The organism is Paenibacillus sp. PsM32, assembly GCF_030433815.1.
GTDB classification, from domain to species: domain Bacteria; phylum Bacillota; class Bacilli; order Paenibacillales; family Paenibacillaceae; genus Saccharibacillus; species Saccharibacillus kyungheensis.
Genome location: NZ_JARUWY010000001.1, coordinates 169,944 through 184,550 on the forward strand (window position 1 = coordinate 169,944; position 14,607 = coordinate 184,550).

The following is a 14,607-nucleotide window of genomic DNA, read 5'->3' on the forward strand; positions in this document are numbered from 1 at the left end:
TGTTAAAAGATACACAATGACGTTGTCCATAGCTAAAATTGGTGTATCAATATTGTTCACGTTAACATTTTACAAAATATGACTCTTATTTGCTACCTATTGTAGCATCAAATGAATAAAAATAGTCAAATAAAATATATTTAAATATTGTGAAATATCTTTTTTACAATAGATATCCTGCATATGGTTTGGTTATACATAAAAAAAATAGCGAATATCGATAACTTTTTCGACATTCGCTATTTTTATTTTCATTTTCGCGTCAATACAAAGTTCATTATTTAAAGATACGACGGCACAGTAATTGTAAAAGAGGACCACTTTTCTCATACCATTGTAGTCCAGCATCCAGACGTTGTGCTTGCGCAATTACCACGTCAGCATCATCGATCCCTTCAAAATAACGACTTAAAAAATGCATAAATACATCGATACGACGCAACAAAATAAGTAGTGGAATCGCTTCAATCTCTTGATCTGACAAATGAATCCGGGTCGCATACCCTTGCAAAAAAGCAGTACACTGCTTCTCATCAGCTACATTCCATTCGACTGTCTGCAACATATCTGACAAACAGACTGCCGGTTCCATCGCCCGTAAATCACGTGTCACAAATTCAAAATCTAAAATCGCTGTAATCTGTCCATCTGTAGATTCCAGCATATTGGATGCGTTCAGATCACCATGAATCAATTGATGAGGTAATGATACCAGACGAGTGATCCGCATCAACTGCTCACCCAGACGTTCTCCAATACGATATAAAATATCTGCGATACTATTAAAGTCTTCAGGCGGATGAGCACAAAATGCTTCTAATCGACCTGGACTACATAAAGGATACGATTGTCCCAACCGATAATAAGGCGGATATACCGGATGCAGATCAATATCAATCTGCGCCAATGCGGCAGATAACTGCCCGGTCACCTGACCAAAGTGAAAAATCTCTTCTGTTGTTCTTAATTGAGGTGTATGACCATCCATATAATGAAATAACGCGGCTATTCTGCCAGCGCTACGAGAATCCTCTTCATTCACTGGCCCTGTAACATGAATTGTCTGTCCTTGGGTATCTTTGACAGGCTTCGGTGTATTCAGTCCAACTAGAACCGCAGGAAGCGCAGATAACACTTCATGTTCATAGCGAACTTTGTCCGGTTCTTTATGGGTTTCGTATCGTCGTAGCACATAGCGGCTAGACGCGTGATCTATAAACATTGTGGTATTATTCATACCGCCTTTGCCTTCAACCATATGCCAATTTCCAGATGGAAAATAATGATCTGCCAGTTGTTCCATGGAATCTATATATTCGCTTTCCAAAGGTTCCCCTCCTTGCTGCCTTTTGTAATGCGGGTAATGGAGAAGCTGATTGAGTCCATATCCATAAGAACTCTAGGTGCAGACACTGACTTATCACAAGCCCAAGTATGTTAGCCATAAAATGAGCTATTCAATCATACTTCATCTATTACATTGTCTGTCTACTATTCAGCAATCCTATCAGCTTATTGCATCTTATTTTCCGATGAAAAGCCAACGCATAACCTTTTACCTGTTCGTTAATAATATAACAATTCAGGTGTCCTTACCAATCCAAATTTTAGCGAATACCAAAAGTTTTACATTACACTTTGGTTACAGCTCATTTATGAAGGGATAGAGTCTATACTGATGATGATAGTCCTTTGTTACAGGATGTAAGGTGTATATCTGGGACAACTATATGTACAAAACAAAATCCTTTCCCTCAATGCAATAATCTGCTGTAAGGAAAGGATTCACTCATGTATAGCATAGATCTATACGATATTTGTTCCTATGGATTCAACGAACGATGTGGGATGTATCTGATAATTCTTGCTGTTGTTGCTGACATTTGGTAGCCGCACTCTGTACTGCGCGCATAATGCCACCGTATCCTGTACAGCGACATAGATTACCGCATAATCCTTCTTTGATCTCATCATCATTAGGATGGGGGGTCTGATCGAGCAATGCTTTGGTGGAAATAATCATACCCGGTGTACAATATCCACACTGAAATCCCCCTTCTTCCAAAAATGCTTCTTGAATCGGATGCAATTGCTCTTTGCTTTCTCCATGTAATCCTTCAATCGTTGTGATTTCTTTACCAGCACATTGATATGCCATAGTCAGACAAGAATTGACCGGTTCCCCATCGATCATGACCATGCACGCACCACAGCGACCAATTTCGCAAGAAACTTTAGTTCCTGTTAGATTCAAGTCTCCACGAATCACATCGACCAGACGACGCGAAGGATCAATATCCAATTCACGATGTTCTCCATTCACAGTAGCTTGCCATGTTGTATCTGTTGTTTTCATCGTGGACTCACCCTTTCTGCTTGCCATGTCTCTATCGGTTGAATCAGTAATTCCCTTGCCACTGGTAAATGAGGAACCCATACTCCGACAGCATCACGAATCGCAGCCGTGATTGCTGGTGCAAGTGCAACCGAGCCAATCTCTCCTATGCCGCGCGGGCCAAAAGTATCGCCTTCTGGTAAATCTTCGATTGCTTCAACTTCAAGTGAAGTATGCATGTCTTTGATTGTAGGAATAAGATACGTATCCATATTTTTGGTCAAATAATGTCCTTCATTCATCACTGCATCTTCGGTTAATGTAAATCCTAGTGCCATCACACTACCGCCTTCAATCTGCCCCAAAAATCCCATTGGATTAATGACAGGGCCTGCGGCAACAGTATGATAATTAGCCAACAATTTTACATGTCCTGTTAACGTATTCACTTCTACTTCTGCTGCAACAGCCGCATACGTATATAAATAATGCCCGCCTACTACCGCATCCGGTGTAGTGGGATAAGCAAATTCTGTATCAAAAATCAATTCATTTGACTTGCCTGCTATACTCATATGTGTTGCAATTTCAAGGTACGTAATAACAGGTTCAGATTCATCTACAACGATAAGATCGTCGCTCAGTAACCAGATACCTGCTTTGCCTGTAGTTAACTGCTCGGAAGGCACACCGCTAATCTCAGACGCTATCGTTAAAATGCTTTGGAGAAAAGGAGTCTTTAAGCGCTGTAATGCCATCCATGCCATCGTTGTTGAGCGTGAAGCTGTACTTGATCCACTATGAGGAACACGATCTGTATCTCCGATAACGATACTCAGATCATCAGGTTCACATTGGAACAGATCGATTAACATGATCTCTAACGTCGCAATCAGTCCTTGCCCGAATTCTTCATAGCTAAAGAAAACTTCAATCTTTCCCTGTTCATTTAGCGCAAGTCGTCCACCTGCTGGATCATCTATACCATAACCGAGACCTGCACCATGCATAGCCAGTGCTGCTCCTATCCCACGCTTGATCCACGGTGGCTGAAATGCAGACTTCTGTTCACTCATCCCACTCATAATCTCCACAGAACGATCTTGTTCATAATATTGTGAAGGGTGTAGCTTGCGTTGCCATAGCTTAGACTGAGTCAGTGCTTGCATCACTTGTTCAAGACCATTGGTTTGTAAAATGCGTTGTTCTAGTGGCCCTGGATCATTTTGCTGGCGCCGATTCAACATCCGAAACTCCCACGGGTCCATCTGGATCAATTCAGCCAAGCGATCCATTTGCCCTTCCATCGCAAATATCGCTTGATTTCCACCAAATCCACGAAACTCGCCGGATAATCCATTATTGGTATACACAGATACCCCTTCTACATCGACATGCTCTATACGATAAGGTCCCATTGAATGCTCTGTGGCAAAATTAAGTACCGGCGCTCCCAATGTTGCATAAGCTCCTGTATCGGCTACGATACGCACATAATGAGCAACTAAATGACCGTATTCATCAATCCCTGTTTTCATTTCAATCTTCATCGGATGACGCTTAAGTCCAGCACGAACCGATTCTTGTCTTGAATTATGCATTTTGATAGGACGACCACTTTTCAGTGCTAATAATGAACCATATGGTTGTACATTTAATTCATCTTTTCCACCAAATGAACCGCCGATTGGACTGGAGATGACACGAATCCGTTCTTCTTCCCATCCTAGAATACGAGCAATTTGCATCCGGTCTTTATATCCATGCTGTGTAGGGGCGTAGACTGTTAGACGACCATCTTCTTCAGGAACAAATAATCCACCTTCTGTCTCCATATAAGCATGCATCTGTCTTGGTGTACGATACACTTGATGAACAACATGAGCACAGTTGGCAAGAGCAGTATCGGTGCTGCCACGCTTCACTTGAGTCCGATGTAATACATTACCTTGTGGATGAAGTCTTGGCGCCGATTCTTCTAGTGCTCTATCTGTATCTGTAATCGTCTCTAACACTTCATATTCCACACGTATGAGAGAAAGAGCATACTCGGCAATCTCTAATGAAGTTGCTGCTACAGCGGCTATTGCATCTCCAATATAACGCACTGTATCTTCACATAATGCCGGTTGATCTGGTGTAGCTATACCAAAGCGATTCAATCCTGGAACATCATGATGAGTAATTACAGCGATAACCCCTTCATATGCTTCTGCCGCAGACACATCTAATGATAGAATACGTGCATGAGGATGAATACTTCGTAGTACGCGTCCATATAACATTCCTTCAGCAGTCATATCGGTCAAATACTGCAATTCTCCTGTTACTTTTTCTTTGCCGTCTCTCCGCTTACGCCAGCGCTCTCCACTACTTTCTCGATTCAGCAACATAGGCTATCATCTCCTTTCGATCTGTGCATGTATCGTTTCCCATAATCCTGCTGCTAATAGATTTCCTGCTGTTTGTTGACGATACTGTTCACTGGCAAAAGGATCACTGTATGTTATAAATTGATCGCTTGCAAGTCGTGCTAAAGAAGTAATCATATCAGCTTGATATCGATTGCCTTCTAATAACTGTTCACATGTAGATAAGCGCATTGCGATACCAGAACCACCACCTGCGGCTATTCTTACTTGTGAAAAGTATCCTAATGGATCTATCTTGGCGCGAAATGCTACTGTGACAAGCGATGGTGTGAATGCTTCTCTGCGACCAATTTTGCGAAAAAAAGTAATCTCTTGTTGATGATCGACAGACTGTTCTATCGATTCTGTAGCTAACAAGCGATTCTGTTTCTCCAAATTTATTCCTAACAACACGGCATTCATACTTTTTCTACCGCTTTTCACGATCTCTAACCAATCGCTAAGATCCTGTTCGATCGTTGTGACTTCACTTCCAATATCTGCCCAATGAAGCGAGGCATTGTGTACCAGTAGAGCAGGAATAGCATCCCCTACAGCAGAAGCTATATTTCCGCCAATCGTAGCTTGATTGCGAATAGAAGGTGCTGCAATATGACGACACGATTCATATAACGTAGCTCCATGATGAGCGATATAAGCATCTGCTCCACATTCACGAAGCCTTGTTAATGCACCAATATATATATGTTGATCACTTTCATGAATTCCGCATAGATCAGCAATCGTATCCAGTCGAATAAAGTGCTCAGGTCTATTTACAATACCGCCTTCCCACTGCGTACGTAGTAATGTTCCTCCTGCTACGAATACTGCGTCGGCTCCATATTGACGTTTGATCATCATGGCTTCTTCTGCATCTGCTGGCTCCCAGACTTTACGTGAAAAAGGATCAGGAATCCTGCTCGTCTCTATATTCATTTCCATGATGTCACCTCCATTTGTTCTTTTCGCACGTTAGATGATCGAAATACTCTCCATCATCTATCAATTGAACAAATCTTAATGAAATCACAGTCTTATGTCAATTATTCTCACTTAAATTTGTAGTAAATATAAATAAATAGCTTTATTTTGTGCTTTATGCACTTTTTGATTCTTCAAAATCAAATTATTATGTAATATATACTAACACAAAAGAAGTGGATTGATCTAATTATTATTTATGTATAACTTGTGTTACATAAGATGCTTCTAATGGCTAATGAAACAGTAACTCACTTATTAATAGATTATGATAGTTAGTTATGTAGCAGAACGTATATAATGCTGGATTTGAGCTAGAGCTTCAGGCGTATCAGCATCCCAGAAAAAATGATCTGGATATTTAACGATATTGCTATAGAAATCTGGATTCATGAATACTTTACGAGCTCCTTGATCACCTTGCAGTTGCTCTAGATAAGTCCACATATGGGCGGGGAAAATGACAGGAGGTTTGATGCCTTCATGATCAGCAGAAGCGATATAGTCGACATCAGGTTGATACTGATAGATTGTTATTAGTTCTGTTAACATGGTTGATGTGATTAAAGGCTGATCGCCAAGCAAAATAAGTACGGCATCTGCTTGAGATAACCGTACTTGCTTCATACCACAACGAATAGAATATGACATTCCTAAATGAGCTTGTTCGCATACAACAGGTTGCATTTTGGAAGGATATTGGTCTGTCCAAGCTTGAATTTCTTGTTGCCATTCAAGCGAAGAATACGGAGCAGTCACTGGAACTACATGCTGAATCTGTGGATTGGTCAAAACGGTAGATAGTACTTTACCTCCGATCGTCGGTACAGGCTCAGATACAGGCGCGCTATCTGCTGTATACAAAGGCATACTCAATTTGTCTTTGCCCATACGACTACTTTTGCCCGCTGTAAGCACTAAGGCGGTGATGTTCATGTGTAACATCCTTTCTCGGTACAAGTACACGTCCACGTTTGACAGCGATCAGTTCGGCGATAATACTGATTGCAATTTCATCTGGTCCATCTGCCCCAATGGATAAGCCTACAGGAGAATGTAACGAAGGGTATGCTGGTAATTGATCCATTAATCGGCGTGTTCGTTCTTTGGAACCCATAATGCCTAGATAAGCACAATGCTGATCTACCATCAATTCCACCCATTCTCGTTCACGCGGAAAATTATGACTCATTAAGATCATATAGTCTTGTTCACCCGGTTGTATTTGTTCATATAAAGACTGCGGAAATCCTACGATACAGGTAGCGCCTGCAAACCGCTCCTCTGTACACAATCCTGCACGCCAATCCCCTACAACTACATCAAACCCTGATAACTGTGCTAGCGAACTTACAAGTATACTGTCGTCGCCAGCACCGATTAGAATAAGACGTGGCTTAGGACGATAAGTACGAACAAATGTATACTGATCCTTTTGCCCATCAGACAGAGATTCAGTACCTGAGTTAGCATCATGAGCAAGCATTAATGGTTGATCTGATAATTGATAATCAATCTGCTCACCATTTTTTTGAAAAGAACGAGTAAGCACTACATTTTCACCTTGATCCAAACGATCATTCAATTCACGAATCACATTCAAAAAGGAACCTCTGACTGGCTCCAACAAAATATTTAATAACCCACCACAGCCGATATTTTCACCCCATGATAGATCATCTGCTGGACGCATATCGTATTCCACGATAGATACTTGGGAACTGTTCCAGACATCATCTACACGAGCTACAAGATCGCTTTCCAGGCAACCCGGGCTTATACTGCCGAATTGTTGTCCATCAGCAGTCAGAATCATGGAGACTCCTTCTTTGCGGTATGCATGTCCTTCTACATGGACAACAGTAGCAAGAACTGTACGCATTTGTTGTTGATGTTGAGATAAAGCGATTTTGCACAGGTCTTTCATATCCATGAGTCTCCAGCTCCTTTGTTTTTTGAATGTGAATATTGCAAATATTCTCAGGTAGCGAGTCAGCCTGTATTACATACGTGTCATCAAACGTTTGATCGAACGATCGGATTCGCGTAATACAATACTGCGATCGATCGTTTTGACACGGCGATTTTCCAATACAACACTGCCATCAATAATAACGGTATCTACATTGCTACGTGTTGCCGAGTACACGACTCTGGAATACACATCTACATCATACGAAGGGAATGTATGATAATCTTCCAGATCAAGCAAGACCACATCAGCTTTTTTGCCTACTTCTAGACTGCCGATTTCTTTTGCCATTCCTAGTACTTCTGCTCCGCCCATCGTCGCCATACGCAATACTGTTCTAGCATCCATAACCGTTGGTCCATGAGGAACTTTCTGGATCAATGCAGCTAAGCGCATTTCTTGAAACATATCGAGGTTATTGTTACAAGGCGCTCCATCGGCTCCAAGACCAACATGGATATGACGATTCATCAAGTCTGGAATTTCAGCGATACCGGAAGAAAGTTTGAGATTTGAACCCGGGCAGTGAGTGACTTTCACTCCACGTTTGTACAAAATCTGCTTCTCTTCTTCACTAAGCCATACGCAGTGCGCCAGAATCAGACGTGGATTAGCAAGACCGATATGATCCAAATACACAATATTACGCATTCCTCGTTCTTGTTCGACCAGTGAAATTTCTCCACGATTTTCAGAAGCATGAGTATGCACTTTAACATGGTATTGAGCAGAAAGATCGCGTACTTCGGTAAGCAGACGTTCTGTACAAGAAACAACAAATCGTGGACAGAACGCGTATTGAATACGTCCACCACCGAAGCCATTCCATTTTTCTAATAAATCTACACTTTTTTGAAGAGATTCGTCGGTGTCTTCCTGTAACGGTTCAGGGACATCGGTTCCATGATCCATCATTACTTTACCGGAGATGACCCGTAGCCCACTTTGCGCCATCGCTTGAAAAGCAGAATCGGTATGATGTACGGTCTCCATATCACAGATCGTTGTCGTTCCACTAGAAATCAATTCTCCAATTCCTAACAATGCAGAATAAAAAATCGATTCTTCATCATGAGCAGCTTCCAATGGCCAGATACGCTTACGTAACCAATCCATCAGTTCCATATCGTCTGCTCGACCACGAAATAATGTCTGGCACAAATGAATATGCGTCTGAATAAATCCTGGCAATAACGTTTTGCCTCGTCCATCTATTTCTTGATCGGCATGATCATCCAAATGTGGAGCCATTTTGACAATTTTATTATTTTCGATCAATAAATCCCCAATAAATACTTCTTCTCGATCGTTCATTGTGACCATCTGTGCTTGTCTAATCATGATGCTTCCCATGATGCGTCCCCCTCTGTCTCTATCCCGCTCTATATTCCGATAGCAATCCCATCACTACGAGGATCAGCCGCACCGCTAAATACACCTTGTTCATTAATCATAATTCCTTGCGCTTCACCCATTACTGCATCGTAATCACGAATCGGTTCTACGATATGCCCGTAAGCTTCTAAACGCGAATAAATATCTTCATATGAACGGCTTTCGATTTTTAACGTATCGCTCATATCGCCCCATGTCCGTCCATACAACCATCGTGGCAATCCAATCGCCTGCTGGATTGTTAATTGATAATCAATCACACCGGTCAAAATAGATAATTGGGTCTGAGGTTGTCCTTCTCCACCTTGCGTTCCTAACAGCAGATAAGGTTTACCATTTTTCGTTACCATTCCTGGCATTAATGTATGGAAAGTACGTTTACGTGGTTCCAATACATTCGGCGCCCGATCATCGAGTGAAAAGAATGAACCTCTATTTTGCAAAATAACACCACTATCCCCCGGCACATAAGCAGATCCAAAATCAAAATAAAGACTTTGAATAAACGAAACTGTATTGCCTTCATCATCAGTTACAGCCGCATAAGCCGTATCCTGACCCATTGCAGGTGAAAGATGCGGAGACGCTTGAGGATGATATTGCATGTCATACCATAATTTTTTTGCATAGTCTTTGGATAATAATTGTTCTATAGGAATATCTCGAAAAGCAGGATCGGTTAAATAACGATCTCGATCTTGAAAAGCTTTTTTCACGGTTTCTACTACCAGATGATAAAATTCAGGCGAAAAGCGAGCAATAGACGACAAATCAACATTTTCCAAAATATTAAGCATCATCAATACCGAGAATCCCTGTGTATTCGGTGGCATTTGATATACCCGGTGTCCTCGATATGTGGTCGATACAGGTTCTACCCATTCTCCTTGATGTGCTGACAGATCTTCCTTCGTTAATACACTACCATCTCGTTCTGTCGCTTCACCGATCATCTGTCCGATAGATCCATTGTAAAAACATGCACTTCCTTGTTCGCCAATCAACCGTAGCGTCTGAGCAAGCTTAGTCTGAATAACAATATCGCCTTCTACTAACGGAATACCATTAGGGCAAAATACCGATTGAAGATGAGTATCTTGCTGAATCCATTCCAGATCACGCATAATCCAGCGTGCTAGACTTGGTGAAGCTGGAAAGCCTTCTTCTGCGTATCGAACCGCCGGAGCGATAATCTCAGCCCATGGCAACCGTCCATACTTTTTCCAGACTGCTTCCCAGGCATCTACCATACCCGGAACAGTTACAGCCGCTAAAGGGCCACGACTTGGAATAGTCGTATACCCTTGCTTGGTATACCATTCAGGTGTTGCTTTGGCAGCAGAACGCCCACTTCCATTATATCCTTCAATCTTGCCTGTATGACCATCATGAATTAGAAAAAAAGCATCTCCACCAGGCCCTGTCATATGAGGATAGACGACACCCAGTACAGCACTTACCGCAACCGCAGCATCAAATGCATTGCCACCGGACTGCAAAATAAAGGCACCTGTCTGACTTGCTAAATAATGCGGTGCTGCAACCATTCCTCTACGCGATTGGGGCATAATGTTCACTGGTACGTCACCTCTTTCTGACCAGCATACACACTAAGTGCCGCTTGCACACCTTGTCCTGCCGGTAATTTCACACCATGGTGGATTAATACTGCTTCCAGAGCACCTAAAACATGAAGTACATTTTTGCGACTACTGCTATATCCCATACTACCGATCCGCCAGATTTTACCTTGTAGTGGACCAAAAGAACTGGCGATCTCAATCCCAAAATCATGAAGCAACATCGAACGTACACTTTCGCCATCTACACCTGCTGGAATTTGGATACAAGTAACAACAGGCAATCTTGCACTGTCATCTCCGAATAATTCTAATCCCATTCCGCGGATACCAGCTACAATCGCTGCTCCATTTTCTGCATGACGGGCAAACCGTGCTTCCAGACCTTCTTCTAACAAAATACGCAACCCTTCACGTAATCCATATAACATCGTGGTAGCTTCTGTATGATGATTAAGTCGCTTAGGGCTCCAATAATCTTGCAATTGTGCCAGATCAAAATAATTACTGGCGATGCGATTATGACCGGACATACCTGCTAACGGAAGATCATTTGCAGTCCGAAGTCCACGCTCGATACTTTTACGTCCTAGAATCTTACGTTCTACTCGATCATTATACGTAATCGGTGCCATGCCTGAAGGAACAGACAGACATTTCTGAGTACCGCCCATTACTGCATCAACTTTCCATTCATCCGTATAAAAAGGAACCCCTCCGATTGTAGCTACAGCATCTACAACAAATAGCACATCATGTTCCCGACAAAAATGCCCTATTTCAGACAAAGGTTGCATACATCCTGTAGATGTTTCACCATGTACCATCGCTACAATCGTCGGTTGATATTGGACAATCGCTTGCTTTACGACTTCAGGATCAAATACAGTTCCCCATTCCGTCTCAATAGTCTCAACCTCTGCACCGCAACGCTCAGCAATTTCAGTTAGTAAATGTCCAAATCGTCCGTAGATTGGAACCAGCACTTTATCGCCGGGTTCGATTAAGCTAACCATCACTGCTTCAAGCCCTGAACGTGAAGTACCATCGACAGGAAAAGCCCATTGATTAGTAGTCATATACAACTCGCGTAACATTTCCATCGTTTCATTCATAATATCGGTAAAAGCAGGATCAAATTGCCCCAAAATAGGCATCGACATCGCTCGCAATACACGTGGGTCCACTTCAACAGGACCGGGGGTCATAATCGTGCGCGGGGGTGGCGATAAGTCTTTATAACGCTTCATGGTCTTCACCTCGATAAGCATATTGATATAGCAATTCGGTTAGTACTTTGAAGCCCTGTATAATATCAGCTTCAGCTGTATATTCTAACGGGTTATGGCTAATGCCTTCACGACTCGGTACAAAGATCATTGCAGAAGGACATTCTACACCAAAAATCTGAGCGTCATGCCCTGCTCCACTTGGTAATGATAGCGACGATATACCTGCTTGATCGCATACATGTTGCAAATCATCAATCATCGCTTGATGCATAGGAACAGGTTCTGCCCGTAAATGCTCTTTCCAGGATAATGTTAATCCTTCTTGCTCTGCTATCGCTGAAATTTCTTCATATAAAGCATCTGTATAATCATTCAATATCTGATGATCCAAATGACGAATATCCAATGTAAATGTTGTCTCTCCTGCAATCACATTCGGTACATTCGGTGATACTTGCAGACTTCCCACCGTAGCGACCAATGGATCGCCCCATTCTAATGCAGAACGCTTGACGCTACTAATCATCAAGGCTGCACCTGCTAATGTATCTCTACGCCATTGCATCGGTGTTGTGCCTGCATGATTACTTTCACCGAGCACTTTCACTTCAATCCGGCGCTGACCTACAATCCCTGTAACTACACCAATCTGATGCCCTGTGCGCTCCAATACAAATCCTTGTTCAATATGAAGTTCGATATAAGCAGCAAATTCACGCTGACATGAAGAGTATATGGATTCAGCTCCGAATCCTGCTTGCTTCATCGCCTGTTCCAAGCTAACCCCATCACGATCTTTCACTACCGGAACTTCACTCACTTGATATGATCCAGTAATATTGCCTGATCCCCAATACGTTAAAGGAAATCGGCTACCTTCTTCTTCAGCTAGTGATATCACTTCAATCGTTCGTAAAGGCTCTCCATAGGTTTCTTTCAAATAAGAAAGTGCCAGTACACCTGCAACGACGCCCAGTGCACCATCGTATTTACCTCCAAATACAACAGTATCAATATGCGAACCTGTTACAATCGGTAGTCGTTCAGATTGCTTGCCTACTAACCGACCTGTAAGATTCCCGACTTGATCGTAAAAAGGTTCTAATCCTTGCATTTCCATATAATCAAACAATGCTTGTTGTGCTTCTAACCATGCAGGAGTGTATAACAACCGAGTGACTCCGCCTTGTTCATCAGCTCCAAATTGAGCCAGCCATTCCACCATACTGTGTAACTTTGCACTGTAATTTTCAATCATTGGCGCTGCTTGCTTAGCCATGAATCACTCCTCCTGTCTGATAAGCAATAAATTGTCCGATACATGTATCCGTCAATCCAGATGACTGGTCATATACAATATGTCCGCGTACTATCGTCTTGTGCACCGTCGAGGAAAATGAATATCCTACATAAGGGCTTTGACGATGTTTATCATATAGATCATCATGTTCTAACGTATACGATTGCTCCAGATTCACAAGTACAAGATCTGCATCTAAGCCTACTTTAATCTGACCTTTAGATTGAGATACTCCTACACGTTTAGCCGGATGCTTTGATACCATATTTGCTATCGCTGGCAAAGAGATCTGACGCCGATGATAACCTTCTTCCAGCATCAATAACAATGTGCTCTGCGCTCCCGATATACCGCCCCATGCTTCAAAAAAATTGTTCGATTGCTTCATTTCAGGCGGGCAAGGCGAATGATCTGAAGCAATAATATCAATAAGCCCGAGTGCGACTGCATCCCAGAGAGCAGATTGCTCTGTAGCACTACGTAAAGGCGGTGCACATTTAGCAAGTACACCTTGATCTTCTACATCTTGATCGGTTAGTACTAAATAATGAGGACATGTCTCTACTGTTACATCCAGTCCTTCTTGCTTAGCAGCGGTAATGATATCGACCGCTTCCCGGCTACTAATATGCACAAAGTGGAGCGCGCAATTTGTCTGACGGCTATACTCCAGTGCACGCTTCACAGCTATCACTTCAGCTTCAATCGGTCGGGAATCCAGATAATCTCTTACTCCTGTTCTTCCTTCTGCTACTGCTTGATTGGCTAGTGCAGATACGGTGGGTTCATCTTCAGCATGTAATGCAAGCACATGACCCAATCTAGCAATCTCTGTCATTCCAGATCGTAACGTAGTATCGTCTGCTCTGGAGAAGATATCTTCTCCTTCTCCACCCGGTTCTGACATAAATGCTTTGAACCCCACTACACCGCCTGCTGACATTGCTGCTAATTGATCAATATTTCCTTCTACCAGTCCACCCCAGAGTGCGTAATCAACATAAGAATGTTGCTTGGCTACTTGCTTTTTGGCATCCAGATGTTCAGCATTTGTAGTTGGTGGTACACCATTTAGTGGCATATCAACATAGGTGGTTATTCCTCCTGCGGCAAGAGCTGCCGAACCTGTCTGAAATCCTTCCCAACTGCCTAATCCGGGTTCATTAAAATGAACATGAATATCAACGGTTCCCGGTAATATATGCAATCCATCCGCTTGAATCACAGTCACTCCATGTGTATAAGGGATAGAAGGAGTTAGTGATTGTATTTTGCCATTTCGAATACCAATATCCATTTTGGCTACACGATCTGGTAATACAACAGTGCCTCCAGTAATAATCAGATCCAGTTCTGGTTGCATCCTCTACACTCCTTCCTTATTTCCTTTGATTCTCA

Annotated in this window: 11 protein-coding genes; all 11 read right to left on the reverse strand. The window is 42.4% G+C overall.

Annotated elements, in window-relative coordinates; genetic code table 11:
- Positions 1-277: 277 nt before the first annotated feature.
- The 11 genes from QCD85_RS00810 to QCD85_RS00860 all read right to left on the reverse strand — a co-directional run bounded on the left by QCD85_RS00810 (position 278) and on the right by QCD85_RS00860 (position 14,572).
- Positions 278-1,327, reverse strand: a complete 1,050-nt coding sequence (locus QCD85_RS00810; protein ID WP_274170345.1) for a phosphotransferase — start codon at positions 1,325-1,327, stop codon at positions 278-280.
- A gap of 504 nt (positions 1,328-1,831) precedes the next feature.
- Complete coding sequence (locus tag QCD85_RS00815) at positions 1,832-2,356, reverse strand: (2Fe-2S)-binding protein (protein ID WP_274170346.1); 525 nt, start codon at positions 2,354-2,356, stop codon at positions 1,832-1,834.
- Positions 2,353-4,728 carry a xanthine dehydrogenase subunit D gene (gene pucD, locus QCD85_RS00820; RefSeq protein WP_301261359.1) on the reverse strand — a complete coding sequence of 792 codons (2,376 nt, stop codon included), beginning with the start codon at positions 4,726-4,728 and terminating at the stop codon, positions 2,353-2,355. Before pucD ends, QCD85_RS00815 begins: the two co-directional genes overlap by 4 nt.
- 6 nt (positions 4,729-4,734) lie before the next feature.
- Positions 4,735-5,691, reverse strand: coding sequence for an FAD binding domain-containing protein (locus tag QCD85_RS00825; protein WP_301261360.1), 957 nt, complete (start codon positions 5,689-5,691; stop codon positions 4,735-4,737).
- A 318-nt stretch (positions 5,692-6,009) separates the two neighbouring features.
- Complete coding sequence (locus QCD85_RS00830; protein WP_301261361.1) at positions 6,010-6,666, reverse strand: nucleotidyltransferase family protein; 657 nt, start codon at positions 6,664-6,666, stop codon at positions 6,010-6,012.
- Entirely contained in the window at positions 6,626-7,663 is a 1,038-nt protein-coding gene (locus QCD85_RS00835) for an XdhC family protein (protein ID WP_301261362.1), read from the reverse strand. Before QCD85_RS00835 ends, QCD85_RS00830 begins: the two co-directional genes overlap by 41 nt.
- 69 nt (positions 7,664-7,732) lie before the next feature.
- Positions 7,733-9,055 (reverse strand): 5'-deoxyadenosine deaminase, encoded by a 1,323-nt coding sequence (locus tag QCD85_RS00840; protein ID WP_301261363.1) that lies wholly within the window; start codon positions 9,053-9,055, stop codon positions 7,733-7,735.
- Between the two features lie 29 nt (positions 9,056-9,084).
- Positions 9,085-10,674 (reverse strand): gamma-glutamyltransferase, encoded by a 1,590-nt coding sequence (gene ggt / locus QCD85_RS00845; RefSeq protein WP_441005589.1) that lies wholly within the window; start codon positions 10,672-10,674, stop codon positions 9,085-9,087.
- Positions 10,671-11,927 carry a pyridoxal-phosphate-dependent aminotransferase family protein gene (locus QCD85_RS00850; protein WP_301261364.1) on the reverse strand — a complete coding sequence of 419 codons (1,257 nt, stop codon included), beginning with the start codon at positions 11,925-11,927 and terminating at the stop codon, positions 10,671-10,673. The genes ggt and QCD85_RS00850 overlap by 4 nt, the downstream gene beginning before the upstream one ends.
- The gene (allC, locus tag QCD85_RS00855; protein WP_301261365.1) at positions 11,914-13,188 is read right to left on the reverse strand and encodes an allantoate deiminase; all 1,275 of its coding nucleotides are present in this window, start codon (positions 13,186-13,188) and stop codon (positions 11,914-11,916) included. Before allC ends, QCD85_RS00850 begins: the two co-directional genes overlap by 14 nt.
- The gene (locus tag QCD85_RS00860) at positions 13,181-14,572 is read right to left on the reverse strand and encodes an allantoinase (protein ID WP_301261366.1); all 1,392 of its coding nucleotides are present in this window, start codon (positions 14,570-14,572) and stop codon (positions 13,181-13,183) included. Before QCD85_RS00860 ends, allC begins: the two co-directional genes overlap by 8 nt.
- Positions 14,573-14,607 lie beyond the last annotated feature (35 nt).